The 26,539-nt window shown below is 65.3% G+C and carries 26 protein-coding genes and 2 tRNA genes; 22 read left to right on the forward strand and 6 right to left on the reverse strand.

The features are described from left to right. Positions 1-113 precede the first annotated feature (113 nt). From C2847_RS07570 to clpX, 6 genes are all read left to right on the forward strand, one after another. Entirely contained in the window at positions 114-398 is a 285-nt protein-coding gene (locus C2847_RS07570; RefSeq protein WP_105317832.1) for a rhodanese-like domain-containing protein, read from the forward strand. 28 nt (positions 399-426) lie between these two features. Further along, positions 427-503 (forward strand) — tRNA-His (locus tag C2847_RS07575). 54 nt (positions 504-557) lie between these two features. Then, positions 558-642 (forward strand) — tRNA-Leu (locus tag C2847_RS07580). Between the two features lie 37 nt (positions 643-679). After that, positions 680-1,894, forward strand: coding sequence for a trigger factor (tig, locus tag C2847_RS07585; protein WP_105317833.1), 1,215 nt, complete (start codon positions 680-682; stop codon positions 1,892-1,894). A gap of 61 nt (positions 1,895-1,955) precedes the next feature. Beyond that, a complete protein-coding gene (clpP, locus tag C2847_RS07590; protein WP_038031487.1) occupies positions 1,956-2,540 on the forward strand; it encodes an ATP-dependent Clp endopeptidase proteolytic subunit ClpP in 585 nt (194 codons plus the stop codon). After that, positions 2,527-3,729 (forward strand): ATP-dependent Clp protease ATP-binding subunit ClpX, encoded by a 1,203-nt coding sequence (clpX, locus tag C2847_RS07595; protein WP_105317834.1) that lies wholly within the window; start codon positions 2,527-2,529, stop codon positions 3,727-3,729. Before clpP ends, clpX begins: the two co-directional genes overlap by 14 nt. 4 nt (positions 3,730-3,733) lie before the next feature. On the opposite strand, the gene C2847_RS07600 is transcribed toward clpX, so the two are convergent. Then, positions 3,734-5,257: a nicotinate phosphoribosyltransferase gene (locus C2847_RS07600; protein WP_105317835.1), complete on the reverse strand. Its 1,524-nt coding sequence runs from the start codon at positions 5,255-5,257 to the stop codon at positions 3,734-3,736. 42 nt (positions 5,258-5,299) lie between these two features. Here C2847_RS07600 and metH point away from each other — a divergent pair, with 42 nt between their 5' ends. Next, positions 5,300-8,851 (forward strand): methionine synthase, encoded by a 3,552-nt coding sequence (gene metH, locus C2847_RS07605; RefSeq protein WP_105317836.1) that lies wholly within the window; start codon positions 5,300-5,302, stop codon positions 8,849-8,851. Here the strand turns inward: metH and C2847_RS07610 are convergent. Then, positions 8,848-10,527, reverse strand: coding sequence for a sialidase family protein (locus C2847_RS07610; RefSeq protein WP_105317837.1), 1,680 nt, complete (start codon positions 10,525-10,527; stop codon positions 8,848-8,850). The genes metH and C2847_RS07610 overlap by 4 nt on opposite strands. Positions 10,528-10,666: 139 nt before the next feature. Between C2847_RS07610 and C2847_RS07615 the strand changes: the two genes are divergently transcribed. Genes C2847_RS07615 through greA form a run of 3 tightly spaced genes read left to right on the forward strand, consistent with a single transcriptional unit; the run spans position 10,667 to position 13,822 of the window. Beyond that, positions 10,667-12,481 (forward strand): chorismate-binding protein, encoded by a 1,815-nt coding sequence (locus C2847_RS07615; RefSeq protein WP_208619946.1) that lies wholly within the window; start codon positions 10,667-10,669, stop codon positions 12,479-12,481. Continuing rightward, positions 12,478-13,296, forward strand: coding sequence for an aminotransferase class IV (locus C2847_RS07620; protein ID WP_105317839.1), 819 nt, complete (start codon positions 12,478-12,480; stop codon positions 13,294-13,296). Before C2847_RS07615 ends, C2847_RS07620 begins: the two co-directional genes overlap by 4 nt. A 55-nt stretch (positions 13,297-13,351) precedes the next feature. Further along, complete coding sequence (greA, locus tag C2847_RS07625) at positions 13,352-13,822, forward strand: transcription elongation factor GreA (RefSeq protein WP_015717289.1); 471 nt, start codon at positions 13,352-13,354, stop codon at positions 13,820-13,822. Here greA and recO read toward each other — a convergent pair. Further along, positions 13,817-14,488 (reverse strand): DNA repair protein RecO, encoded by a 672-nt coding sequence (gene recO, locus C2847_RS07630; protein WP_105317840.1) that lies wholly within the window; start codon positions 14,486-14,488, stop codon positions 13,817-13,819. The genes greA and recO overlap by 6 nt on opposite strands. 22 nt (positions 14,489-14,510) lie before the next feature. On the opposite strand from recO, the gene C2847_RS07635 reads away from it, so the two are divergent. The 6 genes from C2847_RS07635 to queA all read left to right on the forward strand — a co-directional run bounded on the left by C2847_RS07635 (position 14,511) and on the right by queA (position 20,327). After that, positions 14,511-14,741 carry a hypothetical protein gene (locus C2847_RS07635; protein WP_105317841.1) on the forward strand — a complete coding sequence of 77 codons (231 nt, stop codon included), beginning with the start codon at positions 14,511-14,513 and terminating at the stop codon, positions 14,739-14,741. Positions 14,742-14,867: 126 nt separating this feature from the next. After that, positions 14,868-15,371, forward strand: a complete 504-nt coding sequence (locus C2847_RS07640) for a DsrE family protein (RefSeq protein WP_105317842.1) — start codon at positions 14,868-14,870, stop codon at positions 15,369-15,371. Between the two features lie 36 nt (positions 15,372-15,407). Beyond that, entirely contained in the window at positions 15,408-16,166 is a 759-nt protein-coding gene (locus C2847_RS07645) for a TIGR00282 family metallophosphoesterase (protein WP_105317843.1), read from the forward strand. Beyond that, complete coding sequence (locus C2847_RS07650) at positions 16,163-18,748, forward strand: phosphoenolpyruvate carboxylase (protein WP_105317891.1); 2,586 nt, start codon at positions 16,163-16,165, stop codon at positions 18,746-18,748. Before C2847_RS07645 ends, C2847_RS07650 begins: the two co-directional genes overlap by 4 nt. 11 nt (positions 18,749-18,759) lie before the next feature. Further along, entirely contained in the window at positions 18,760-19,296 is a 537-nt protein-coding gene (locus C2847_RS07655) for a LabA-like NYN domain-containing protein (RefSeq protein ID WP_105317844.1), read from the forward strand. Further along, positions 19,293-20,327: a tRNA preQ1(34) S-adenosylmethionine ribosyltransferase-isomerase QueA gene (gene queA / locus C2847_RS07660; protein WP_105317845.1), complete on the forward strand. Its 1,035-nt coding sequence runs from the start codon at positions 19,293-19,295 to the stop codon at positions 20,325-20,327. The genes C2847_RS07655 and queA overlap by 4 nt, the downstream gene beginning before the upstream one ends. Here the strand turns inward: queA and C2847_RS07665 are convergent. Continuing rightward, entirely contained in the window at positions 20,317-20,706 is a 390-nt protein-coding gene (locus C2847_RS07665) for an inorganic diphosphatase (protein ID WP_244187380.1), read from the reverse strand. The two genes, queA and C2847_RS07665, sit on opposite strands and share 11 nt — an antisense overlap. Then, complete coding sequence (gene mgtE / locus C2847_RS07670; protein ID WP_105317847.1) at positions 20,706-22,055, reverse strand: magnesium transporter; 1,350 nt, start codon at positions 22,053-22,055, stop codon at positions 20,706-20,708. Before mgtE ends, C2847_RS07665 begins: the two co-directional genes overlap by 1 nt. A 207-nt stretch (positions 22,056-22,262) precedes the next feature. Between mgtE and ffh the strand changes: the two genes are divergently transcribed. The 6 genes from ffh to rplS all read left to right on the forward strand — a co-directional run bounded on the left by ffh (position 22,263) and on the right by rplS (position 25,866). Then, positions 22,263-23,567 (forward strand): signal recognition particle protein, encoded by a 1,305-nt coding sequence (gene ffh / locus C2847_RS07675; protein ID WP_105317848.1) that lies wholly within the window; start codon positions 22,263-22,265, stop codon positions 23,565-23,567. 6 nt (positions 23,568-23,573) lie between these two features. Beyond that, positions 23,574-23,828, forward strand: coding sequence for a 30S ribosomal protein S16 (rpsP, locus tag C2847_RS07680; protein ID WP_015717279.1), 255 nt, complete (start codon positions 23,574-23,576; stop codon positions 23,826-23,828). A 65-nt stretch (positions 23,829-23,893) separates the two neighbouring features. Then, complete coding sequence (locus C2847_RS07685; protein WP_038056973.1) at positions 23,894-24,112, forward strand: KH domain-containing protein; 219 nt, start codon at positions 23,894-23,896, stop codon at positions 24,110-24,112. 28 nt (positions 24,113-24,140) lie between these two features. Continuing rightward, positions 24,141-24,629, forward strand: a complete 489-nt coding sequence (rimM, locus tag C2847_RS07690; protein ID WP_105317849.1) for a ribosome maturation factor RimM — start codon at positions 24,141-24,143, stop codon at positions 24,627-24,629. Continuing rightward, positions 24,630-25,349 (forward strand): tRNA (guanosine(37)-N1)-methyltransferase TrmD, encoded by a 720-nt coding sequence (trmD, locus tag C2847_RS07695; protein WP_105317850.1) that lies wholly within the window; start codon positions 24,630-24,632, stop codon positions 25,347-25,349. Between the two features lie 55 nt (positions 25,350-25,404). Beyond that, positions 25,405-25,866 (forward strand): 50S ribosomal protein L19, encoded by a 462-nt coding sequence (gene rplS / locus C2847_RS07700; RefSeq protein ID WP_105317851.1) that lies wholly within the window; start codon positions 25,405-25,407, stop codon positions 25,864-25,866. A 39-nt stretch (positions 25,867-25,905) separates the two neighbouring features. Here rplS and C2847_RS07705 read toward each other — a convergent pair whose 3' ends face one another. Next, positions 25,906-26,526, reverse strand: coding sequence for a response regulator transcription factor (locus C2847_RS07705; protein ID WP_105317852.1), 621 nt, complete (start codon positions 26,524-26,526; stop codon positions 25,906-25,908). Positions 26,527-26,539: the final 13 nt, after the last annotated feature.

The raw sequence follows: 26,539 nt of genomic DNA on the forward strand, positions 1-26,539 counted from the left end.
GCCCTTTTCAAGTGGTCCCCTGGCGCATGGGTATGCGGGGGGTGGATAAGTGCAAGTTTTGAGCTGCATAACTTTGCGCCAAGGCGTCGCTTTTGCCTGGTACAATCAGGGGTATGCGCAGGGTAAAACCCGAGGAACTCCCGACCCTCCTGAACCAGGGGGTGAAGGTGGTGGATGTCCGCCCGAAGGACAAGCGCCATACCCCCTTGCCCTTTCCCGCAGAGTGGGTGCCTTTGGAGAAGATCCAGGCGGGGGAGCACCACCTGCCCAAGGTTCCCCTGCTCTTGGTGTGCGAAAAGGGGCTGATTAGCCAGGTGGCGGCCCTGTACCTGGAGGCGGAAGGGTACGAGGCCATGAGCCTGGAGGGTGGGCTTCAGGCCTTGACGGAGGGTAGTTAGGCCCTTAGAATGGCGGATGCTGAGCGTGGTGAGCGTAGCTCAGCTGGTCAGAGCACCGGACTGTGGATCCGGGGGTCGTGGGTTCAAGTCCCATCGCTCACCCCAACCCCGCCACCCCGCAAGGGGTGGTATTTTAAAGGGGGGCCTCGCCCTCCTTTTGCGAGGATGGCGGAACCGGTAGACGCGCCGGACTTAGGATCCGGTGGGGTAACCCGTGCGGGTTCAAGTCCCGCTCCTCGCACCACCAGGGCGGGGCCCCTTTTTGAAGCGCGAGGTGAGGCGTGGCGGAAATCCTGGAACGTTCCGGCTATCTGGTAAAGGTCCGGGTGGAGGTACCTAGGGAGAAGGTGGAGGAAAGGTACCAGGCCCTCCTTAGGGACGTGGCCAAGCGGGTGAAGATCCCGGGGTTCCGCCCGGGGAAGGCTCCTTTGAAGGTGGTGGAGGCCCGCATCGGGCGGGAAGAGCTCCTATCCGACCTCAAGGAGCGCCTGGTGGAGGAAACCTATCCCCTTGCGGTGCAGGAGCTGGGCCTCCTGCCCGTGGCGGCGAGGGTGGTGGAGGAGGAGCTGAGGGAGGGGGAGGGTTTTCGCTACGTGGCCGAGGTGGAGAACTACCCCGAGGTGCGGCTTCCCGACTGGCGGAGCTTCGACCTCCAGGTGGCCCGGGAGGAGGTCACGGAAGAGATGGTGGACAAGGCCTTGGAGGAGCTCCGCCATCGCTACGCCGAGCTGGTGCCTGTGGACCGTGAGGCCCAGGAGAAGGACCACGTTTTCGTGCGCACCGAGGAGGGGGCGGAGTTCCCCATTGACCTCTCCAAGGCCCTTCCCCATGTGAGGGAGGCCCTTTTGGGCAAGCAGGCGGGGGAGGTGGTCATGGTCCCCGTCTTGAACGAGAAGGGGGAGAAGGTGCGGGAGGTGCGCACCGAGATCCTGGAGGTGAAGACCCTCGAGCTTCCCGAGCTGGATGAGGAGTTCGCCAAGACCCTCGAGGCGGAGAGCCTGGAGGAGCTGAGGGAGAAGGTGCGGGAAAGCCTAAAGCGCCAGGCGGAGGCCCGGTACCAGGAGGCGCGGGAGCGGGCCTTCCTGGAGAAGCTCGCCGAGGGGTTGGAGGCGGAAATACCCCCTTCCATGCTGGAGGCGGAGGAGCGCCACCTCCTGGAGCACCTGGCAGAGGACCTCGCCCGGCAGGGGATTCCCCTCGAGGCCTACCTCAAGGCCCTGGAGGAGAAGGGGGAGTTCGAGAAGTTCCGGGAGGAGCTGAGGCAGGAGGCCTTGAAGCGGGTGAAGCGCTCCTTGGCCAAGGAGCGCCTGGCGGAGGAGCTCAAGCCCGAGGTGGGCGAGGAGGAGTGGCAGGCCTACCTCCAGGCGGTGGCCCGCTCCTACGGTATCTCCTTACAGGAGCTCAGGCGGGAGTTTGGGGAGAGGGGCCTTGCCCGCTTGCGGGCGGCCTACATCCAGGACAAGGCCGTGAAGGAGGCCTTGGCCAAGCTCCTGTAGGAGCGTCATGGTGGCCCAGGGGGCTTTTCCCCCTGGGCTTGCCGCTACAATGGGGACTGGTATGGTCATACCCTACGTCATAGAGCAGACCGCCCGCGGCGAGCGGGTCTACGACATCTACTCCCGGCTTCTCAAGGATCGCATCATCTTCCTGGGCACCCCCATAGATTCCCAGGTGGCCAACATCATCGTGGCCCAGCTACTTTTCCTGGATGCCCAGAATCCCAATCAGGAGATCCGCCTCTACATCAACTCCCCCGGGGGCGAGGTGGATGCCGGGCTTGCCATCTACGACACCATGCAGTTCGTGCGTGCCCCGGTTTCCACCATCGTCATCGGCATGGCGGCCAGCATGGCCGCGGTGATCCTGGCCGCCGGGGAGAAGGGCCGGCGCTACGCCCTGCCCCACTCCAAGGTGATGATCCACCAGCCCTGGGGCGGGGTCCGGGGCACGGCCAGCGACATCGCCATCCAGGCCCAGGAGATCCTCAAGGCCAAGAAGCTTTTGAACGAGATCCTGGCCAAGCACACCGGCCAGCCCCTGGAGAAGGTGGAGAAGGACACCGACCGGGACTACTACCTCTCCGCCCAGGAGGCCCTGGAGTACGGCCTGATCGACCAGGTGGTGACCCGTGAGGAAGCCTAGACCCTACTGCAGCTTTTGCGGCCTGCGCCCCCCGGAAACGGGCCGCCTTCTGGAAAGCCCCATCGCCGAGGTCTACATCTGCGAGGACTGCGTGGAGCGGGCCCAGGAGCTCTTGCGTCAGGAGAAGCGGGGGCCCAAGGGGCCAACACGCCTTCCCAAGCCCCAGGAGATCAAGGCCCACCTGGACCAGTACGTGGTGGGGCAGGAGGCGGCCAAGAGGGCCTTGAGCGTGGCCGTCTACAACCACTACAAGCGCCTCCTCCATCCGGAGGCGGAGATCGGTAAGTCCAATATCCTCCTCATCGGCCCCACGGGTACGGGTAAGACCCTCCTGGCGGAGACCCTGGCCCGTTTCCTGGATGTGCCCTTTGCCATCGCCGACGCCACCACCTTGACCGAGGCGGGGTACGTGGGGGAGGACGTGGAAAACGTCATCCTCCGCCTTCTGCAGAACGCCGACTTTGATGTGGAGCGGGCGGAGATGGGCATCGTCTACATCGACGAGATCGACAAGATCGCCCGGAAATCGGAAAACCCCTCCTTGACCCGGGACGTTTCCGGGGAAGGGGTGCAGCAGGCTCTATTGAAGATCATTGAGGGTACCATCGCCAACGTGCCTCCTCAGGGAGGGCGTAAGCACCCGCACCAGGAGTTCATTCCCGTGAACACCAAGAACATCCTCTTCATCCTGGGCGGGGCCTTTGAGGGGCTGGAGAACATCGTGAAGGCCCGTACCGAGCGTACCGCCATCGGCTTTACCCGGCCCAAGGCTAGGGAAACCCTCGAGGAGCCCTTAGAGGTCATCCCCGAGGACTTGGTGAAGTTCGGCATGATCCCCGAGTTTGTGGGCCGGGCCCCCCTCATCGTCCAGCTTCATCCCCTTACGGAAGACGACCTGGTGCGCATTCTCACCGAGCCGAAGAACGCCTTGGTGAAGCAGTACCAGGAACTCATGCGCCTGGAGGGGATCGAGCTTCGCTTTACCCAGGCGGCCCTGAAGGAGATCGCCCGCCGAGCCCTTAAGCGGGGCACGGGGGCCCGGGGCCTCAGGGCCATCCTGGAGAAGACCATGGTGGACCTCATGTTTGAGGCCCCGGGAAGCGGGGTCCGCGAGCTGGTGATCGACCTTCCCCACCTGGACCAGCCCCTGAAGGCCCTCGAGGAGGCCAAGCTCCGCCAGGCCTCCTAGGGAGCTACCCCTGGCCCAGGCGGGCCACCAGCTCCTCCTTCAGGGCGAAGAGCCTTTCGCTGAGGGAGACATGGTAGACGTGGGGGTTTACCAGGCGGCGCACCCCGGGGTCCAGGCGTTCCACGTCCCTTTGCCGCCTTTCCTGTAGCAACTCCAGGGGTAGCGGCGGAAAGAGACGCTTGCCCCGGTAGACTTCCTCCAATAGGGGCTCGAGGGTGAACTCCCCCGGGCGGAGGGTGCGGCGCTTGGTGGGGTCCGTGGGGTGGCGCAGGCAAAGGGCCTGGTTCTCCCGCACCTCCTCATCGTGGGCCGTCAAAAGGTCAGCGGTGGCCAGGCCCCGGTGGTCGTATACCCGGTAGACCTTCTTGTGCCCGGGGTTCAGCACCTTCTCCAGGGAATCGGAGATCTTTATGGCCGGGGCCCAGGTGCCGTTTTCCCGGATGGCCACCAGCTTGTAGACCCCTCCCAGGGCCGGGTAGCCCCAGGAAACCACCATCCGGGTCCCCACCCCGTAGACCAGGCGCTTGAGGAGGCGGTCCGGGTCCACCCCGTAGCGGGGGGCCTCCTCCTGGATCTGGCTTTTGATCTGCCAGATGACCAGCTCGTCCAGGTCCCCGGAAAGGACGATGAGGGTTTCTGGGAAGCCCGCCTTGTCCAACTCCTTGGCCACCTGTATGGCCAGATAAGCGAGGTCCCCGGAGTCTATGCGCACCCCCACCGGTTTGTGCCCCTTGCGCCGCAACCGCTCAAAGACCCGGATGGCGTGGGGAAGACCCGAGTCCAAGGTGTCCACGGTATCCAAAAGGAGGATGGTGTCGTCGGGGAAGACGTCGGCGAAGGCCTGGAAGGCCTCCTCCTCGGAGTGGCCCAAAGCCAAAAAGGCCTGGACCATGCTGTGGGCATGGGTGCCGGAGGAGGGAAGCCCTAGGAGGTGGGAAAGGCTCACGACGCTACTGCGGTTGGCCCCCCCGATGAGGCTCGCCCGGGTGGCGGCCTCCCCTCCTTTGGCGGGGGCGCGGCGGAGTCCGAATTCCAGCACCAGGGCTTCCCCCGCGGCTTCCCGCACCCGGCTCGCCTTGGTGGCGATGAGGGTTTCGTAGTTGATGCGGTTTAAGAGGGCGGTTTCCAGGAGCTGGGCCTGGAGGAGGGGGCCCTCCACGCTGATGAGGGGTACCTGGGGGTGGGCTACCCGGCCCTCGGGAAGGGCCCTAAGGGTCAGGCCCTGGAAGCCCCCTATCCCCTTTAGGTAGCGCAGGTAGTCCTCGGCGAAAAGGGGTTTCCCGCTCCGGCTTTTCAAGGCGCTCAGGGCGGCGAGCTCCTCCTCGCCGAAGCGGGCTTCCTCCATCCAGGTCAGGAGGGGATCCAGCCCGGCGAAGACGGTGTAACCCGCCTGGTGGGCCCCGTAGTCGGGGTTCTTGCGGTAGAAGGCCTCAAAGAGGGCTTCCCTTTCGTGAAGGCCAAGCCTAAAGTAAACCTGGCCCATGGTGAGCTGGTAAAGGTCCGTGTAGAGGATGCCGAAGGGGTCCATGGGACTAGCATAGCCCCCCTTTTTTCGCTACACTAGCGGGATATGGTGAAGGTTCACACCTGTAGCCCTGGTTGCCGCCACCACCTTGGAGGGGCGGGGTTTGGGGATGCCCCCTTGGTGCGGCTGGGTTACAACAAGGAGGCCCGGGCAGAGAAGTTCCCTTACCTTAAGGCCCTCCTGCAGAGACCCCTGGTCTTTGACGGGGCCATGGGCACCGAGCTGCAAAAGCGCCACCTCACCCCGGAGGACTATGGGGGAGAGGCCTATTACGGCTGCCCCGAGGTGCTGAACCGTACCCGCCCCGAGGTGATCCAGGAGATCCACCGGGCGTACCTCGAGGCCGGGGCGGAGGTGATCGAAACCAACACCTTTGGCGCTTTGCGCCACGTGCTGGCGGAGTATGGCCTCGAGGAGGAAGCGGAGGACCTGGCCTACCTGGGAGCCCGGATCGCCAAGGAGGTGGCCGAGCCCTACGGGGCCTTCGTGGCGGGGGCCCTGGGCCCGGGGACCAAGCTTATCTCCCTGGGCCAGATCACCTGGGACGAGCTTTTTGCTGCCTATAAGGAGGCGGTGCGGGGGCTTCTTCGGGGCGGGGTGGACCTGATCCTTCTGGAAACCGCCCAGGACATCCTGCAGGTGCGCTGTGCGGTCCTGGCAGCCCGGGAGGCCATGGCCGAGGTGGGCAAGGAGGTGCCCTTGCAGGTCCAGGTGACCATGGAGGCCACGGGTACCATGCTGGTGGGCACGGACGAGCAGGCAGCCCTGGCAGCCCTGGAGAGCCTGCCCATTGACGTGGTAGGCATGAACTGCGCCACGGGCCCCGACCTCATGGACGCCAAGATCCGCTACTTTGCCGAGAACGCCACCCGCTTCGTGAGCTGCTTGCCCAATGCGGGCCTGCCCCGGAACGAAGGGGGAAGGGTGGTTTATGACCTCACCCCGGAGGAGTTGGCCCAGTGGCACCTCAAGTTCGTGACCGAGTACGGGGTGAACGCCGTGGGAGGGTGTTGCGGCACGGGGCCGGAGCACATCCGCAAGGTGGCGGAGGTGGTGAAGGGGAAACCTGCCCCCAAACGAAAGGAAACCTTTCCCCCTCAGGTGGCCTCCCTCTACCAGGCGGTTCCTCTACGCCAGGAGGCAAGCGTTTTCCTGGTGGGGGAGCGCCTGAACGCCACCGGGAGCAAGCGGTTTCGGGAGATGCTCTTCGCCCGGGACCTGGAGGGGATCCTCTCCCTGGCCCGGGAGCAGGTGGAGGAGGGGGCCCATGCCCTGGACCTCTCCGTGGCCTGGACGGGAAGGGATGAGCTAAGGGACCTCGCCTGGCTCCTGCCCCACCAGGCCACGGCGGTGACCGTGCCCTTCATGGTGGACTCCACCTCTCCTGAGGCCATGGAGCTGGCCCTTAAGCACCTCCCGGGCAGGCTCCTCCTGAACTCCGCCAACCTGGAAGATGGCTTGGAGAAGTTTGACCGGGTGGCCTCCCTGGCCAAGGCCCACGGGGCGGCCTTGGTGGTCCTCGCCATAGATGAACGGGGCATGGCCAAGACCCGGGAGGAGAAGGTCAGGGTGGCCCTGCGCATGTACGAGCGCCTCACCGAGCACCACGGCTTCCGCCCGGAGGACCTCCTCTTTGACCTCCTCACCTTCCCCATCACCCAAGGGGACGAAGAAAGCCGCCCCTTGGCCAAGGAAACCCTCCTGGCCATGGAGGAGCTAAGGGAAAGGCTTCCGGGGGTGGGCTTCATCCTGGGGGTGTCCAACGTTTCCTTTGGTCTGAAGCCCCGGGCCCGGCGGGTCCTGAACTCCATTTTCCTGGACGAGGCCCGGAAGAAGGGCCTGACCGCTGCCATCGTGGATGCAGGGAAGATCCTCCCCATCAGCCAGATCCCCGAGGAGGCCTACGCCTTGGCCCTGGACCTCATCTATGACAAGAGGAGGGAAGGGTACGACCCGCTTTTGGCCTTCATGGCCTATTTTGAAACCCACCGGGAGGACCCGGCTCTCAAGGAGGATGCCTTCCAGGCCCTGCCCGTTCTGGAGAGGCTCAAGCGCCGGGTGGTGGAGGGAAGGAAAGGGGGCCTCGAGGCGGATCTGGACGAGGCCTTGCGGGAAGGCCATAAACCCCTGGACCTCATCAACGGCCCTCTTCTTTCGGGCATGAAGGAGGTGGGGGAGCTTTTCGGGGCAGGAAAGATGCAGCTTCCCTTTGTCCTCCAGGCTGCCGAGGTGATGAAGCGAGCGGTGGTCCACCTCGAGCCCCATATGGAACGGCGGGGCGAGGGCCGGGGCAAGATGGTCCTGGCCACGGTGAAGGGGGATGTGCACGACATCGGCAAGAACCTGGTGGATATCATCCTCAGCAACAACGGCTACCAGGTGATCAACCTGGGCATCAAGGTGCCCATTGAGGAGATCCTGAAGGCGGTGGAGGAGCACAAGCCCCATGCGGTGGGCATGTCCGGCCTTCTGGTTAAGAGCACCGTGGTCATGAAGGAGAACCTGGAGTACATGCGGGATAGGGGCTACGACCTGCCCGTCATCTTGGGCGGGGCGGCCCTCACCCGCGCCTACGTGGAGGAGGACCTCCGGGCCATCTACCCCAACGTGTACTACGCGGAAGACGCTTTTGAGGGCTTAAGGCTTATGGAGCGCCTCACCGCTCAAGGGGAGCTTTCAGCCCCCGCCCCCGCGGCCAAGCGCACGTCCAAAGCCCCCCAGGTGGCCGTCCGCTCCAGGCCAGTAAAGGAGGCTCCTCGGGTGCCCCGACCGCCCTTCTTCGGGGTGCGGGTGGAGGAAAACCTGGACCTGGCCACCATTGCCCACTACGTGAACAAGCTGGCCCTGTACCGGGGCCAGTGGGGCTACAGCCGCAAGGGGCTTTCCCGGGAGGAATGGCAGGCCCTGGTGGAGCGGGAGGCTGAACCCGTGTTCCGGAGGCTTCTCAAGGAAGCCATGGAGGAGGGCTGGCTCAGGCCCAGGGTTCTGTATGGCTTTTTCCCCGTGGCCCGGGAAGGGGAGGAGCTTTGGGTGTTTTCCTCCGAAACCGGGGAGGTTTTGGAGCGCTTCGCCTTCCCTCGGCAAAAGGGCGGAGGCCTGAGCCTGGTGGACTACTTCCGCCCCCGCTTTGCCCCTCTTTTGGCGGACGAGGAGGGGTGGCTTCCCGCCTATGAAGCGGGGGCCAGGGATGTCCTGGGGGTGCAGCTGGTCACCATGGGGGAGGAGCCTTCCAGAAAGGCCAAGGCGCTTTTTGAGGCCGGGGCCTACCAGGAGTATCTTTTCGTGCACGGGTTCAGCGTGGAGATGACCGAGGCCCTGGCGGAGTACTGGCACAAGCGGATGCGGCAGATGTGGGGCATTGCGGAAAGGGATGCCACGGACATCCGCAAGCTTTTCCAGCAGGGCTACCAGGGGGCCCGCTACTCCTTCGGCTACCCCGCCTGCCCGGACCTGGCGGACCAGGCCAAGCTGGACCGGCTCATGGGCTTTGCCCGCATCGGGGTGCGCCTCACGGAGGGTTTCCAGCTGGAGCCAGAGCACGCCACCAGCGCCCTTGTGGTTCACCACCCGGAGGCCCGGTACTTCAGCGTGGACTAGGGCCAGGTGAGGATGGTCCCGCAGTTGCCCACGGTCACGAACCTCCCCTGGCCGTAGGCGATGCCCTCGGGCTCGTTGCCTAAGGGGTAGGCCTCGTCCCAGATAAGGCCGTCCTCGGAGACGGCCACAATCCCCTCCCCGGGCCTAGGGTGCCCTACCAGGGCGAAGCGCCCATCCCCGTGGGCCACGCTGGGGAGGTGTTTGGGCAGGTGTTGGATGTTGGCCTCCTCCCAGTCCCAGCCCTTTTGGGCCACCAATACCCTTCCGTGGCCGCTGGCTATGAAGCGCCCCTGGCCGAAGGCCAGACCCTTGAGCCATGGGCGTCCCAGGGAGAGCACCCGTTCCCAGCGGAGGCCATCCCTCGAGGCGTAGAGGCTTCCCCTCTCCCCTGCCGCCAAGAAGGTGCCTTGCCCGTAAGCCACTCCCAGGAGGGTCTCCTCGCTGGGTGGGGGAAAGGCCTGCCAGGCCTTCCCGTCCCGGGAAAGGAGCACGGCCTCCCCCACCGCCACGAAGCGGTCTTCGCCGTAGGCTACCCCGAATAGCCGCTTCCGCACCGGGGTTTCTGCCCGCCGCCAGTCCCTGCTGTTGGACGAATAGAGAAGGAGGCCCTGTTCCCCTACCGCCACGTACCGCTCCCCACCCCAGCCCACCCCGAGGAGCCAGGCGGGCACCCGGGCCTCGAGGGTCCATGTGGTGCCCTCGGGGGAGAAGAGCAGGATCCCCATGGGCCCCTCGTGTCCCACGGCCACGAAGCCCTGGGGTCCGAAGCCCACGCCCCAAAGCTGCTGTCCAGCGCCGGGGTGGACGGGCTCCCAAGCGAAGCCGTCCTCGGAGGTGTAGAGGGCCAGGCCCCAGCCCGCGGCCACGAAGCGGCTTCCGTTCCAGGCCACGCTGGTAAGAAAGGGGGCGCCTTCCAGAATCCCCTTGTGCCAGCGGGTGCCGTCAGGGGAAGCCAGGGCCGTGCCCCCCTCCCCCACCACCACCCAAAGTTGCTCGCTCCGTGCGACGCTGAAGAGGCCTTTCCATGTTCCTGAAGGTTGGCGGTGCCAGCTTTGCCCGTCTTGCGAGGTGAGGATGAGGCCGCCCCAGCCCGCGGCCACCCAAAGGTCCCGGGCGAAGGCCACGGCATTGAGGATGCCCGGGGCGGGGAAGGCCTCAAAGCGCTTCCCGTCTTGGGACACCAGGATGACGTGGTCCCCCACGGCCACGAAGCGGTCCTGGGCGAAGGTCACGCCCCAGAGGTTCCTGTCCATCCCCAAGGGTACGGGCTCCCAGATCCTGCCGTCCTCCGAGGTTAAGACCAGCCCTTCCATGCCCACGGCCACGTAGCGTCCCCTCCCATAAGCCACGCCCCAAAGGTCCCTGGACGCATAGTCCTTCCTCAGGGTTGCCGCTTTCAGGGGGCCCCCAGCGGGCCCCTCCAGAATGGTGGCTTTGCTCCCCACCACCACCCGCCGCCCATCCCCCAGGGCCGAAGCGGTGAGGGCCTCGAGGGTAGGGGTGGGCACCCCGCGCCAGGAGAGGCCGTCCGGGCTCTCCAGGAGAAGGCCGTGCCAGCCCGTGGCCACAAAGCGGTCACCCTGCCAGGAGGCGTGCAGCAAGGGGGTGGAGCGCACCGACCAGCCGGCGGCAGGTCCCCGCAAGGCGAAATCGGGGATCCGCGAGGCCTTGAACATGGCACCCCCTTGTCTAAGAGAAGTCTAAAGGAAGGGGCTTTTCGCAGCAAGTTCCTGCACCCCACCTGAGGAGGCGGCCGGGGTTGCCGGTATACTCGGGGCCGTGCTGGGCCTTTACCACGCGGCCAGGTCCCTGGGGATGCGTCCGGCGCTCCTGGAGTCCCTGGGGCCGAGAACCCCCTTTTCCCGGCTTTCCCTCCTGGGGGTGCGTCCCGCCCACCGCCTCGAGGTGTGGGAGGGCCGGCTCTACCTGGACGGGAAGGGGGTGGGGGAGGCCCTGGATATCTTTACCTACCTGGAAAGGCGCTTGGGGAGGGGGTATTTTCCTGCCTGGATAGGGTTTTTTGCCTACGAGTTTGCCCGGCACCTGGGCCTTTCCACCCACGAGCCCCTTCCTGCCCTTCCCGAAGCCGCTTTTTTCTACTACCCCGAGGGATTCGCCCTCCTCGAGGGGCGGCTGGTGGAAACCCCTTCCTTCCCCTTGAGGCCCCTTCCCTACACCCCCCCTCCTCTGCCCTCCCACCCCCTGGTGTCCGACTTCCCCAAGGAGGCCTTCTTGCAAGGGGTTCTTGCAGTCCAGGAGAGGATTCGGGCCGGAGTGGTCTACCAGGTGAACCTCTCCCACCGCTTCCGCCTCCTGGGCCCCGTAGACCCCCTCCTCCTCTACGCCCGGCTCCGGGCCCTGAACCCTTCCCCCTTCATGGGGCTTCTGGAGAGGGAGGGGTGGGCGGTGGTCTCGGGGAGCCCGGAGCGGCTTTTTCAGAAGGCGGGGGCCAGGGTTCTGGCCCGGCCCATCGCGGGTACCCGGCCAAGAGGCCAGACCCCGGAGGAGGACCTGGCCCTGGAGGCGGAGCTTTTGGCCTCGGCCAAGGAACGGGCGGAGCACGCCATGTTGGTGGACCTCCTCAGGAACGACCTGGCCCGCGTGGCCCTGCCGGGCACGGTGAGGGTGCAGGAGCTTTTCGCCGTGGAGCGCTACGCCCACGTGATGCACCTGGTCTCCCAGGTGGAAGGCTACACCCGGGCCTCCCTGGGTCAGGTCTTCGCCAGCCTATTCCCGGGGGGCACCATCACTGGAGCCCCCAAGGGAACGGTGATGGAGGCCATACGGGAGCTGGAGCCCGTCCCCCGGGGGGCTTACACCGGGAGTCTGGGGTATGTCTCGGGCCGAGGAACGGACTTCAACATCCTCATCCGCTCCTTCCAGAGGGTGGGGGAGGAGGTTCTCTTTTCCGCGGGGGCGGGGATCGTCATCGCCTCGGACCCAGAGGCGGAATACCGGGAAACCCTGCACAAGGCGGAAAGCCTCCTCCTGGCCCTGGAGCGGGGCCGCCCGGGGAGGAGGTCCGAGCCTCCTAAGGCCACCGCTGCCTGGGCCCCGCCGCCGCCTCCTAGGCGCGTGCAGGCCAGGGTGCTCTTCCTGGAGAACCGGGATTCCTTCAGCTACAACCTGGTGGACTACCTGCGCACCCTAGGGGCGGAGGTGGAGGTGGTGGACCAGGAGGAGGCCCCCCGCTTCCGGGGCTTCACCCACCTGGTGGTGGGGCCAGGGCCCAAGGACCCCTTTACGGCGGGAAGGGTCTTGGAGTGGACCCGAAGGGCCCTGGAGGAGGGTGTTCCCTTCCTCGGGGTTTGCCTGGGGCACCAGGCTTTGGGGGTGGTCCTGGGGGCGGAACTCTACCGGGAAAGGCCGGTTCACGGCGAGGCGCACCCGGTTTATCACAGCGGCGAGGCGCTTTTCGCCGGGTTTCCCAACCCTTTGCCTTTCGCCCGCTACCACTCCTTGGCCATAAGAAACCTTCCCAGAGAGGTGCGCCTCCTGGCCTGGACGGAAGATAGGGTGCCCATGGCCATCTGGGATGGGAAGCGGGCCTATGGCGTGCAGTTCCATCCGGAGAGTATCCTTTCCCCGTGGGGGATGAAGCTTCTGGGGCGGTTTTTGGAGGAAGCATGAGGCAGGTGCTCCTAAAGGGGGAGCCCTTCCGCGAGCCTCTTCCAGAGGGGTTTTTGTACCATGGCCTAAGTGTTTTCACCACCCTGCGGGTGGAGGGGGGGAAGCCCCTTTGGCTGGAGGAGCATCTTTTTCGCCTACGCCGGCATGCTTTGGCCTTGGGCCTTCCCTACCCAGGGGATGGAGTGTTTTTGAAGGACCTCGAGGCCCTGGCCAAGGAGTTCGCCCATGTTCCTTGTTTCCGCCTCCGCCTCACCGTGGGGGAGGGGGTGTGGCTTTCCGAAGCCCGTCCCTACTCCCCACCTCCCCTGGCCGCTTACGAGGAGGGGGTTCGGGTTTTCCTCACCCCTTACCGGGTGCATCCGGACCTGTACCGCTTCAAGACGGGCAACTACCTCCCGTACCGCCTGGCCTTGAAGGAGGCGGAGGGGCACGGGGCCTTTGAGGGGCTTTTGCAGGATGGCGAGGGCTACGTGGTGGATGGAAGCCGCACCAGCCCCCTCCTTTACCGGGATGGGGTGCTCTTACTCCTGGAGGGGGGCCTCGAGGGCATCACCCGGAGGAAGGTGGCCGAAGCCGCCCGGGAACTGGGCCTTCGGGTGCAGGGGGCGCGGCTTTACCCCTGGGAGCTTCCCCTGGCCGCGCCCCCTCCTCTTCCCCCCCACCAGGCCCTGCGCCGCCGGGGAGGGGAGCGGGAGGGAGCGAAGGGGGTGTTGCTCCTGGCGGGAAGCGGGGTGGGGCTTTTGCCCGTGGGGCCGGCCCCCAAGGAACTCCTTCCCCTGGTGGAGCGCTTCCTTCCCGCCTGCTATACTGAATAGCGGTACCTCCAGCCCATGGCCATGGGCTGGTGCCCTTTTTACACGGAGGGAAGGAATGAAGAAGCCGGTTTACCTCACCCCAGAAGGCTTTAGGCGCCTTCAGGAGGAGCTGCATCACCTGAAGACCACCAAGCGGCAGGAGATCTCCGCCGACTTTGAACAGGCCCTGGAGGAAGGGGATTTAAGGGAGAACGCTGGTTACGACGAGGCGCGCCGGGCCATGTGGCAGAATGAGGCCCGCATTGCTCAGCTGGAAGACCTTTTGGCCCGGGCAGTGGTGGTGGAGGGGAATGGCTCCTACGACCAGGTGGCCTTGGGCTGCCAGGTGGAGCTGGAAACCGAATCCGGGGAAAGGCTTTCGTTGGCCATCGTGGGTAGCCACGAGGCGGATATCTTCAGCGGCAAGATCTCGGACGAGTCCCCCCTAGGCCAAGCGCTTTTGGGCAAGAAGGTGGGGGACGTGGTGGAGATAAGGGGCAAGAAGGGAGCCCAGGTCTACACCATCCTGGAGATCAAGCCCCTATAGTTCTGCGGTGAGCGCAGGTGTGGCCTTAAGGGGGCCAAGGGCCTCTTCCGCATGGTGTTTCAGGGCGAGGAATAGCCCCCCCAGGGGAGCGTCTTCCAGATAGGGAAGGGCCTCGCTACCCGGGAGATGGAGGATGGCCCTGAGGGCTTTCACGCCCCTTTCCCCCAGGTAGATGCCCTCCTCCTCCAGGCGGCCCGCCTTCAGGTATAACCCCGGCCCCAAAAGGTTGGGACCCAGGCCTCCCGCCTTCACCACCCGCCAGCCTGCCCATACCAGGGGTAGAAGGGGCTTAGGGTGTTTGGCGATGCCCCTTAGGCCCGAGATGAAGACGGGGTAGATCCTGGGGGCGGCCTCCGGGGAGGCCAGGCGATAGGAGAGCTCCGCCAGAAAGGAGGCCAGGAGGAAGCGCCTGGGTTCCTCCAGGCCGTGTAGCCTCCCGAGAAGCTCCGCCTGGGTGAGGGTGGGAAGGCCCTCCCCCTTGGTGTAGAGCTGGAAGCGCACGTGGTGGAACAGGGAGAGCCTGCCCGAGCGCCCCGAGGGGCGCACCCCCTTGCGGGCCACGGCTTCCAGGCTGCCCTTGGGGGTGAGGAACCGTAAAAGGAGGTCCCCTTGAAGCAGGGCCTTCCGGCCCACCACAATGCCTTCCTCCAGGCGATACCGCTCCACCTTTCCAGTGTATGCTTAAAGCATGGAACGGAACCTGCGCGACATCCTGGAATGGGTGGTTTTGGGCCTCTTGGTGGTGGTGGGGGTGCTTTTGGCCCTCTGGGTGGGGGGATGGGTCTTCACCTTCTTGGGCCGGGTGCTTCTGGCCCTTTCCGGCCTTATCTGGGAGCTTTTGCGGTTCGCCATCCCCTTGCTGATCCTGGCGGCCATCGGCTACGGGGTGGTGTACCTCTTGCAGAAGCGAACCGCATAGGGTAGCCCCTCGAGGAGAACCTAGGCCCAGCCCCTGCCTAAGGGGCTGGGTTTGCCCTTAACGTACAAGATACCCTTGACGTTAAAGATATGGGGGGTGTAAGGTATTCCCCCAATAGGAGGGAGCATGGACCGCAGGTTTCTGCTGAGGCTGGGGACGTTTCTTGGGGCGGGTTCCCTGCTGGGGGCGCGGGCCAACGAGCGGGTGGCCTACGAGGACTTTAAGAAGGAAACCCCCATGGCCGTGGTTTACCACCTGGACTTCGGGGACCCCAACCGCTTTGGGCAGATGCTGACCAACATCAGTAACCACCTCTCCGTCTACGACAACGACCCCTTCAAGGTCAAGATCGTGGCGGTGGCCCATGGGGCGGGGGTCCAGTTTTTCCTCAAGGATCTTGAGGGTACCCCTTGGGCCTCGGCCCAGTACGACCGGGAGGCTCTTTTCAGCCGGGTGAAGCAGCTGGCCCAGCTTGGAGTGGAGTATTACCTCTGCGAGATCACCTTTAGCCGGAACAATATCCCCAAGGACAAACTTCGGCCAGATGAATTCCTTAAGTGGGTGCCTTCCGGGGTGGGGGCTTTAGGGGAACTTCAGGCCAAAGGATACGCGTACATCAAGGTGGGTTGAACCTGAGAGGGCCCCTAGGGTGCGTATAATGCCCCCATGCGGGTCCTCTTCATCGGCGACGTGATGGCCGAGCCCGGCCTGAGGGCGGTGAGCCTCCACCTGCCGGACATCCGGGACCAGTACGACCTGGTCATAGCCAACGGGGAGAACGCCGCCCGGGGCAAGGGTCTGGACCGGCGTTCCTACCGCCTCCTACGCGAGGCGGGGGTGGACCTGGTTTCCCTGGGAAACCACGCTTGGGATCACAAGGAGGTCTACGAGCTCTTGGAACGGGAGCCCGTGGTGCGGGCCCTAAACTACCCTCCTGACACCCCAGGGCGGGGGTGGTGGCGGCTTAGCGCAGGTGGGGAGAGCCTTCTCTTCGTGCAGGTGATGGGCCGGATCTTCATGGATCCCCTGGACGATCCCTTCCGCACCCTGGATGCCCTTTTAGCCCAGGAGAAGGCGGATTACATCCTGGTGGAGGTGCATGCCGAGGCCACCAGCGAGAAGATGGCCCTGGCCCATTACCTGGATGGGCGGGTCACAGCCGTGCTGGGCACCCACACCCACGTGCCCACCCTGGATGCCATGCGCCTGCCGAAGGGCACCCTGTACCAGACCGACGTGGGCATGACCGGCACGTATGCATCCATCATCGGCGGGGAGGTGGAGACCTTCCTAGCCCGCTTCCTTACGGGCAGGCCCCAGCCTTTTCGGGCTGCCCAGGGAAGGGCCCGTTTCCACGCCACCGAGCTGGTTTTGGAGGGCGGCAAAGGGGTTTCCATAGGCCCTTACGTGTGGGAGGAGCCGTGAAGCCTGCGAGGGAGGATACCTTTGACCTTTTGCGGGCAGAGGTGGACCTTCTGGGCCGCCTTCTGGGCGAGGCCATCCGGGTGGTTTCAGGGGAGCGTTTTTTCGCCTTAGTGGAGGAGGTGCGTCTCCTATCCAAGGCCCGACGACAGGGGGACGAAGGAGCGAGGGCCACCCTTTTGAAGCGGGTGGAGGGGCTTTCCCTAGAGGAGGCCGAGGCCCTGGTGCGGGCTTTTACCCATTACTTCCACCTGGTAAACCTGGCGGAGGAGAGGCACCGGGTGCGGGTGAACCGCCTTAGGGCCCAGGCGGAAACCCCGGAGAACCCGAGGCCCGAGGGCTTCTTGGCCCTGGCCAGGGCGTTGAAGGAAAGGGGGCTTTCCCTGGAAGAGGTAGAGGCCCACCTGAACCGCCTGGAGCTATGGCTCACCTTTACTGCCCATCCTACAGAGACCCGCAGGCGGACCCTAAGGCACCATCTGGAAAGGCTACAAGAGGAGCTGGAGGCCCAGGACCAGGCCCGTTTGGCGGCCAGGGTGGCCCTGCTCTACGCCACCGAGGAGGTGCGCAAGGCCAGACCCACGGTGGAGGACGAGATCAAGGGCGGGCTTTACTACCTGCCCACCACCCTCTGGCAGGCGGTACCCCGGGTGGTGGAGGGCCTCGAGGCCGCCCTGGAGAAGGTCTACGGCAAACGCCCCCGCCTGAAGAGCCCGGTGCGCTTTCGGAGCTGGATCGGAGGGGACCGGGATGGCAACCCCTTCGTCACCCCAGAGGTGACCGCCTTCGCCGGTCGGTACGCCCGCCAGGTGGCCCGGGAGCGGTTTTTACAGGAGTTGGAGAACCTGGTGCGGGACCTCTCCCTCTCCGAAACCAAGGTGCCGGCTCCCCGGGGGATCCGGGAGGGAGGAGAGGGAGTGGAACGCTTTCCCGGCGAACCCTACCGCCGCTTTTTTGCCCAGCTGTACACCCGGCTGGCGAGGGAAGAGGTGAGCACTGAGGAGCTTTTGAGGGTCCTCCGGATGGCGGAGGAGGGGCTGGCCGCGGTGGGCCTAGGGCAGGTGGCCCTTTCCTTTTTCCGCCCCCTCGAGGCCCGCCTTCTCGCCTTCGGCCTGGAGCTTGCCCCCCTGGACCTGAGGGAGGAGTCCGGGAAACTCCTGGAGGCAGCGGCGGAACTCCTCAGGGTTGGGGGGGTCCACCCCGATTTCCTTTCCTTGCCCCCTGAGGCCCAGGAGGCCCTCCTCACCGAGGAGCTGAGAAGCGCCCGTCCCCTTCTGCCCGTGGGCCATGAGCCCCAGGAGGAGGCCCTGCGGGTGGCGTTGGGGGCCTTTCGGGCCTGGCGGGACAAGGGGGCCCACGTGGTGTCCATGACCCACCACCCCGGGGATCTCCTTTCCGTGTTCCTTCTCGCCCGTGAGGTGGGGCTTTACCGGCCGGGAGCCCCTTTGCCCCTGGATGTGGTGCCCCTCTTTGAGACCCTCGAGGACCTAGACCGGGCCCCAGAGGTGCTCACCCGCCTTCTGCAAAACCCCGTCTTCCTGGCCCACGCCCGGGGCCGGGGCGGGGTGGAGATCATGATCGGCTACTCCGACTCCAATAAGGATGCTGGCTTCCTGGCTGCCAACCTGGCCCTTTACGAGGCCCAGGAGGCCTTGGCCAAGGTGGGGCAAAGCTTCGGCCTGCCGGTTTTCTTCTTCCACGGCCGGGGTACCTCCACCGCCCGGGGCGGGGGGCCTGCGGGCCGGGCCATCGCCAGCCTGCCCCCCAGGAGCGTGGGGCACCGCATCCGCCTCACGGAGCAGGGGGAGGCCCTGGCGGACCGGTACAGCCACCCTGAGCTGGCCGTGCGCCACCTGGAGCAACTTCTCTTTCACTTCGCCCAGGCGGCCTTGGGCGAGGGGGTGGAGCCCAGACCTGAGTGGCGGGAGGCTTTGGGACAGGCAGGGGAGGAGAGCATGCGCCGCTACCGGGCCCTTTTGGCCCAGGAGGATTTCTTCCCCTTTTTCGAGGCCTTTACCCCCATCCGAGAGATCGGGGAACTCCCCATCGCCAGCCGCCCTGTGTACCGCCACGGCCGGGTGCGGGAGATCCGCGACCTCAGGGCCATTCCCTGGGTGATGGCCTGGACCCAGGTGCGCCTGCTCCTGCCCGGCTGGTACGGGCTTACGGCCCTGGAGGCCTTACCCCTGGATCTTCTCAGGCGGATGTACCGGGAGTGGCCCTTCTTCGCCACCACCCTGGAGAATGCCGCCATGGCCTTGGCCAAGGCGGACCTGGGGGTGGCGGAGCTTTACCTGCGCTTGGTGCCGGAAAAGCTACACCCCCTCTTCCACAGCCTTGCCCAGGAGTACCAAAGGACGGTGGCGCTTCTGGAAAGCATCTTCCAGGCCCCCCTTCTTCACAACCAAAGGACCTTGGAAAGGCAGATCGCCTTGCGCAACCCCTACGTGGACCCCATCAACTTCGTGCAGGTGGAGCTTCTCCACCGCTACCGTGCTCCTGGGGGCCGGGAGGAGGAGGCCTTGAAGAAGGCCCTTCTCCTCTCCATCCTGGGGGTGGCGGCGGGCCTTAGAAATGCGGGTTAAGATGGAGGCCGATGGAACTTGGCCAGCATCCTGACCAGCGGGTGGGCGTTTTCGTGGACACCCAGAACCTGTACCACTCCGCTCGGGACTATTACGAGCGCAACGTGAACTTCGAAAGCCTCCTGCGCTTTGCCGTGGGAGGAAGGCGTCTGGTGCGGGCCACCGCCTACGTGGTGGAAAAGGAGGGGGACACCTCCGCCTGGCCCTTCATCTACAAGCTTTCCACCATCGGCTACCGGGTGCGGCGCATGTACCTCACGGTGAAGGAGCTAGGTGAGGGCGGCAAGCCCATCTACGAGGGGAACTGGGACATGGGCATCGCCGCGGACATGGTGCGGCTTATGCCTTACCTGGACGTGGTGGTCCTGGGAAGCGGGGATGGGGACTTTGTGGAGATCCTCGAGGTCCTCATGGAGCGGGGCATCCGGGTGGAGGTGATCGCCTTCCGGGAAACCACCGCCCAAAAGCTTATTGACGCCGTGGACCGCTTCGTGCACCTTCCCGACATCCCCAACGCCTTCATGGAGCCCAAGAACGCCGAGCGATGAGCCTCGAGGCCTACGACTACTTCCTGCCCGAAGAACTCATCGCCCAGGAGGGGGTGGAACCCCGGGATAGCGCCCGGATGCTGGTGGTCCATAGGGAAGGGCCTTTTCGTGCCGAGCACCGCCAGGTCAGGGACCTTCCCGAATACCTTCGCCCGGGGGATGTGCTGGTCTTTAACGAGAGCAAGGTGATCCCCGCCCGCCTCTTGGCCCGAAGGCCCACGGGGGGAAGGGTGGAGGTGCTTCTGGTGCGGGAGCGGGCTCCGGGGCTTTGGGAAGCCCTGGTGGGGCCTGGCCGCAAGGCCAAGCCCGGCACCAGGCTCCGCTTTCTATCTCCCCGGGACCTCCGCTTGGTTCCGGACCTCGAGGCGGAGGTGGTGGGGGTGGAGGAGGATGGGGTGCGGCTCCTCCGCTTCCAGGGGGATCTGATGGCCCACCTGGAGGAGGTGGGGGAGGTGCCCCTGCCCCCCTACATCAAGGCCAAAATCCCTCCGGAACGCTACCAGACCGTGTACGCCAGGCGCCCGGGCTCCGTGGCCGCCCCCACTGCCGGGCTCCACTTTACCCCGGAGCTTTTGGCCCGCCTGAGGGGCATGGGGGTGGAGCTCCGCTTCCTGACCCTGCATGTGGGCCCCGGCACCTTCCGCCCGGTGAAGGGGGATCCCGAGAAGCACGAGATGCACCCCGAGCCCTACGAAATCCCTGAGGAAACCGCAGAAGCCATCAACCGGGCCAAGAAGGAGGGCCGGAGGGTGGTGGCGGTGGGCACCACCGTGGTCCGGGCCCTGGAAAGCGCCTACCGGGAAGGCCTTGGGGTGGTGCCGGGGATGGGGGAAACCCGGCTTTTCATCCGCCCGCCCTATGCCTTCCGGGCCATAGACGCTCTTTTCACCAACTTCCACCTGCCCCGTTCCACCCTGCTCATGCTGGTGGCCGCCTTCCTGGGCTACGAAAAGACCATGGAGGCGTACCGGCTTGCGGTGGCGGGGCGGTACCGGTTTTACTCTTTGGGGGACGCTATGCTCATCCTCTGAGCAACTTCTCCAGCCACTCCCTGGCCTCCTGTGGGCCGAGGAGAAGGGGCTTGCGGCTTTGGTGGAACCAGGTGAGGAGTTCTTGGGCTTCCCTTGGGCTTGGCCCTTGCCCCTGGGCCTCGAGGAGGATCTTGTGGTCTCCGTCCGCCAGCCACACCATGCCTACCACTTCCCCCTCCACCTGGGTTCCCGGGGAAAGGGGAGGTCCCAGGAAAACCGCATCCACCTCCTCCCCGTCGGCGGGGTTGATGAGGCCAGGAATGAGGCCATAGTTCACCGGCGCCGGTTGGTCCACGGCCACCAGGGCCAGGTGCCCTTCCTTCCAGGCATAGCGGAAGGGGCTTCCTTTGCTCCATTCCACCACCATGGAAAGCCGCATCATCCCAGGTTAAGGAGTAGGCGGGCTACCGAAAGGTAAATGAGAAGGCCCGAGATGTCGGAAAGGGTGGCCACCAGGGGGTTGGAAACCAGGGCCGGGTCCACCCCCAGGCGCCTAAGCACCACCGGGAGCATGGCTCCCACCATGTTGGCAAAGAGCACCAGAAGGAAGAGGGCTAGGCCCACCACCGGGGCCAGGAAGGCGTTGCCATCGAGGAAAACCTTGCCCAGGAGCAAAAGGGCCAGGGTAAGACCCAGGAGGCTTCCCACCATGCTTTCCTTGAGGAGTACCTGCCGCCAGTCCCTCAGGTCCAGGTCCCGGGTGGCCAGGGCGCGGATGATGAGGGTAGCAGACTGGTTGCCGGTATTGCCCCCCGTGCCCAGAAGCACGGGCACATAGAAGGCCAAGGCGGTAGCGGCATGGAGGAGGTTTTCAAACCCCTGCAGGATGGAGCTGGTGATCATGCCGGTCAGGATAAGGATCACCAGCCAGCGCACCCGGGCCATCCAGAGGGCGATGGGGGAGGCTTGGCTGTACACCAGGTCCGGCACGTCCACCGCCGCTAAGCGGTGGATGTCCTCGGTGGCTTCCTCTTCTAAAACGTCCAGCACGTCGTCCACCGTAACGATGCCCACCAGCACCCCTTCCTCATCCACCACGGGCAAGACGGTGAAGTCGTAGTCGGCCATGAGGCGGGCCACCTCCTCCTGGTCGGTGTCTGTGCGGGCGAAGACCACCTTGGGGTTCATGATCTCCGCCACCTTGGTCTTCGGGTCGGCCACGATGAGGTCCCTCAAGGACAGGACCCCCTTGAGGCGGCCCGCCTCGTCCACCACGTAAATGTAGTAAATGGTTTCCGCATCGGGGGCAGCCCGGCGCAGGAAGCGGATGACCTCCTCCACGGTCATGCCCTCCCGCACCGCCACGTACTCGGGGGTCATGAGGCCGCCTGCCTCGTCCTCCTCGTACTGGGTGAGCTCCTCCACCTCGGCCCGGGTCTCGGGGTCCAGGGCCTCTTTGAGGCGGCGGGTCAGGTTAGGGTCCTCCTCCTCCACCGCCTGGAGAGCGTCGGCTAGGTCGTCCAGGGAAAGTTCCTCAAGGAGTTCCTGCACCCGCCAGGGGGGAAGGGTTTTGAGGTACTCTGCCTGCTCCTCCGCAGGGAGGTTGGCGAAGACCTCCGCCGCCCGGTCCTTGGGCAGGAGGGTGAGGACCACATAGCGGTGTTCCCCCTCGAGGTCATCCCACACGGCCAAAAGGTCCTGGGGATGGGTTTCCTCCAGGAGCCTCTGTAGCTTTAGGGTGTCGCCTTCTTGCAGGGCTTGGCGCAGAGGGAAAAGGGTCGTCTCCACAGGCGGCCTCCTTTCGCCCGAAGGCCGCCTGCTGGGCGGCCTTCAGGGCCTAGGACTCGAGGGCGAAGCCCCTAGCATACCTTCCTTAGCCTAGGGTTCCCGGTCGGGATCGTCAACCGCGCCCACTAGAAATGTGGGAAAAATTGAGGTTGACACACTCAAGGGGTGTGTCCTATCCTAAGGCCCGGCCTGGTGGCCGGGAGGCTCATGTTTGCGAAGCTGGCGGGAAGACTGCAGGAGGCCATAGACCGCTTAAGGGGACGGGGCCGTATCACCGAGGAGGACCTGAAGGCCACCCTCAGGGAGATCCGTCGGGCCCTTATGGACGCCGACGTGAACCTGGAGGTGGCGAGGGCCTTCGTGGAAAGCGTTCGGGAGAAGGCCCTGGGCCAGAAGGTCCTGGAAAGCCTTACCCCGGCGGAGGTGGTCTTGGCCACGGTCTACGAGGCCCTGAAGGAGGCCTTGGGCGGGGAACCCCGCTTCCCCACCTTGAAGAACCAGAACCTGTGGTTCCTGGTGGGCCTCCAGGGCTCCGGCAAGACCACCACCGCTGCTAAGCTGGCCCTCTTTTATAAGGGCAAGGGGCGCAGGCCCCTTCTGGTGGCTGCCGACACCCAGCGCCCTGCAGCCCGGGAGCAGCTTCGCATCCTGGGGGAAAAGATCGGGGTCCCGGTCCTGGAGGTGCAGGATGGGGAGAGCCCCGAGTCCATCCGCCGCCGGGTGGAGGAGAAGGCCAGGCAGGAGGTTCGCGACCTGATCCTGGTGGACACCGCCGGGCGCCTGCAGATCGACGAGCCTTTGATGGCGGAGCTTGCCCGCCTCAAGGAGGCCATGAACCCTGACGAGGTGCTCCTGGTCCTGGATGCCATGACGGGCCAGGAGGCCCTTTCGGTGGCTAAGGCCTTCGACGAGCGGGTGGGGGTCACGGGGCTCATCCTCACCAAGCTGGATGGGGATGCCCGGGGTGGGGCGGCCCTCTCCGCCCGGCACGTGACGGGGAAGCCCATCTACTTCGCCGGGGTTTCCGAGCGCCCCGAGGGCCTGGAACCCTTCTACCCCGACCGGCTGGCGAGCCGCATCCTGGGCATGGGGGATGTGGCCACCCTGGCGGAGAAGGTTCGGGCTGCGGGCCTCGAGGCGGAGACCCCCAAGTCCGCCAAGGAGCTCACCCTGGAGGATTTTCTCAAACAGATGCAAAACTTGAAGCGCCTCGGTTCCTTCTCGGAGGTCCTTTCCATGTTGCCTGGGGTGGGAAAGGCCTTGCCTGCGGGGGTCCGGGTGGACGATAAGGCCATCAAGCGCCTCGAGGCCATTGTCCTTTCCATGACCCCTGAGGAGCGGAAGGACCCCCGCATCCTAAACGCCTCCCGGCGCAGGCGCATCGCCAGGGGAAGCGGCACCAGCGTGCAGGAGATCAACCGGTTCATCAAGGCCTTCGAGGAAACCAAGGCCCTAATGAAGTCCCTGGAGAAGAACAAGGGCCGGGGACTCATGGGAATGTTCAGGAGGTAGGAAAGAATGGTAAAGATCCGGCTTTCTCGTTTTGGCTCCAAGCACAACCCTCACTACCGCATCGTGGTCACCGACAGCCGCAGGAAACGCGACGGCGCTTACATCGAAAAGATCGGGTACTACGATCCCCGCAAGACCACTCCCGAGTGGCTGAAGGTGGACGTGGAGCGGGCCAAGTACTGGCTTTCCGTAGGGGCCCAGCCCACGGACACCGCCCGGAGGCTTCTCCGGCAGGCGGGGGTTTTCCGGAAGGAAGGCTAGGGGTTAGGGCCCCTGAGGGCGCCGGTGCGCTTTCCCGCCCGGTGCCTTTGCCTTAACATGGAACCATGAAGGACCTGGTGGAATACCTGGCCAAGAGTGTGGTGGACCAGCCGGAGCGGGTCCGGGTGCAGGAAAGGCGCACCCGTGAGGGGCCGGTGTACGTGGTGGAGGTGGCCCCTGAGGATAAGGGCCGGCTCATCGGCAAGCAGGGCCGGGTCATTGAGTCCATCCGTACCCTGGTGCGAGCCTACGCCAAGCGCAAGGTGGGGGTGGAGGTGCGCTAGGGGCGGGGCTTTGGCATAATGGGAGGGGATGCGCCTGGTGGAGATCGGTCGGTTCGGTGCCTCCTATGCTCTGCGTGGGGGTCTGAAGTTCCGGGGTGAGCCCGTGGTGGCTCACCTGGAGCGGGTCTACGTGGAAGGGCATGGCTGGCGGGCGGTGGAGGATTTCTACCGGGTGGGGGATGACCTGGTGGTTCACCTGGCGGGGGTTTCCAGCCGGGAGCTGGCCGAGCCCTTGGTGGGCCTCCGGGTGTATGCCGAGGTGGAGGAACTTCCCCCCCTCGAGGAGGGCCAGTACTACTATTTTGCCCTTATTGGCCTACCCGTTTACGTGGGGGGCTTGAAGATGGGGGAGGTGGTGGACATCCTGGACGCGGGAGCCCAGGATGTCCTGGTGATCAAGGGTGTGGGGGAAAGGCTTCGCGACCAGACGGAGCGCCTGGTACCCTTGCAGGCGCCCTACGTGCGGGTGGAGGGGGAGGGCATCCACGTGGAGCCCATCCCCGGCCTCTTTGACTGAATGCGCTACACTATCCTCACCCTTTTCCCCGGCCTCATACGCCCCTGGCTTTCGGAATCGCTCCTAAAGAAAGCCCAGGAGCGGGGTCTCATCCAGGTGGAGGTGGTGGACCTCAGGGCCTTTGGCCTGGGGCGGCACCGTACCGTGGACGATACCCCCTATGGCGGCGGGGCGGGCATGGTGATCCGCCCCGATGTGGCGGTGGCGGCCTTGGAGGCGGTTTTGCCTGCGGATGAGGTGATCCTCCTTTCCCCGGCGGGGGAGCCCTTCACCCAACGGGTGGCGGAGGAGCTGGCCCAAAGGGATCACCTGGTCCTTCTTTCCGGGCGGTACGAGGGGTTTGACGCCCGGGTGGAGGCCTTTGTGACCCGTTCCCTTTCCATCGGGGATTACGTGCTCATGGGGGGGGAGGTGGCGGCCTTGGCGGTGCTGGAGGCCACCGCCCGGCTTATTCCCGGGGTGATCGGGGATCCGGAAAGCCACAGGAGGGATTCCTTTGTCCGCGGGCTCCTGGACCACCCCCACTACACCCGCCCCCCGGGGTTCCGCGGGCTTCGGGTGCCGGAGGTTCTCCTTTTGGGAAACCACCTTGAGGTAGATCGGTGGCGCAGGCGGGAAGCCTTGCGGAAGACCCTTACCGTGAGGCCGGAGCTTGTGCGGGAGGCAAGGCTTGGGCCCCTCGAGGTGGCCTGGCTTGCGGAAATGGACCGCGAGGGCTAGACTTAGGTCTGTTGCCCATGAACCCCTAGGGGTTCCTCTGGGGAGGGAGGAGAACATGAACCGAGGAGCGCTGCTTAAGGTAGTGGAGGCCAAGTATACCCGCACCGATCTCCCCGAGTTCCGGCCCGGCGACACCGTGCGGGTGGCCTACCGGGTAAAGGAAGGCAACCGCACCCGGGTGCAGAACTTTGAGGGCATCGTCATCAAGATCAAGCGGAACGGGTACAACACCAGCTTCACCGTGCGCAAGGTGAGCTATGGGGTAGGGGTGGAGCGCATCTTCCCCCTAAACTCCCCCCTCATTGAGCGGATTGAGATCGTCCAGCGGGGCCGGGCCCGGCGGGCCAAGCTTTACTTCATCCGTGAGCTTTCCGAAAGGGAGATTCGCCGCAAGCTCCGCGCCGACCGCAAGCGCATTGGCCAGGACCAGGAAAGGGCCCGGGTGGCCAAGGAGGAGGCGGAAGCTGCCCAGGACGCTACTCAGGGGGCTTCCGAAGGGAAACTCCCCGCCGAGTAGACCGGGGGTTAAGGGAAGGAAGGGCAAACGCGCCCTTCCTTATTTCTTCGCCAGGAATCCCAGGGACCTTGCCTTTTCCAGGGCTTCCACCCGGTTTCGGGCCAGGAGCTTGCCGTAGAGGCTTTCCAGATGGTCCTTCACCGTATCCGGGGAAAGGCCCAGGGCCTTGGCCATCTCTTTCACGGAAAGCCCGTGGGCCAGAAGGCCCAGTACCTCTTCCTCCCTGGGCGTCAGGGTGGGGAGGTCGGGGGGTGTGAGGCGTTCCTCCCCCTGGGCCACGCGCAGGAGGCGTCTTTTCAGCTCGGGGGCCGACAGCTCCTTGGAAAAGTAGGCGTTGGCCCCGGCCAGATAGGCTTCCCGCACCAAAGCGGGCTCCTGGTAGGTGGTGAGGAGGGCGATGAGGCCGGAATACCCCTTCTTCCGGAGCATACGGGTGCACTCTAGCCCATCCAATACGGGCATCCTCAGGTCCAAGAGAACCGCTTCCGGGTTCAGGGCCAGGGTCTTTTCCATGGCCTCCCTACCGTCCTGGGCCTCGGCCACCACCACGAGCCCTTCCCCCTCGAGGCCCGCCCTAAGCCCCAGGCGGAAGAGGGGGTGGTCGTCGGCGATCAGCACGCGGAGGCGGGATCCAGGGTTGCCCATCCTGGCCTTTAGCATAGGCCTGCGGTGT

Source organism: Thermus tenuipuniceus, from assembly GCF_002964845.1.
Lineage (GTDB): Bacteria > Deinococcota > Deinococci > Deinococcales > Thermaceae > Thermus > Thermus tenuipuniceus.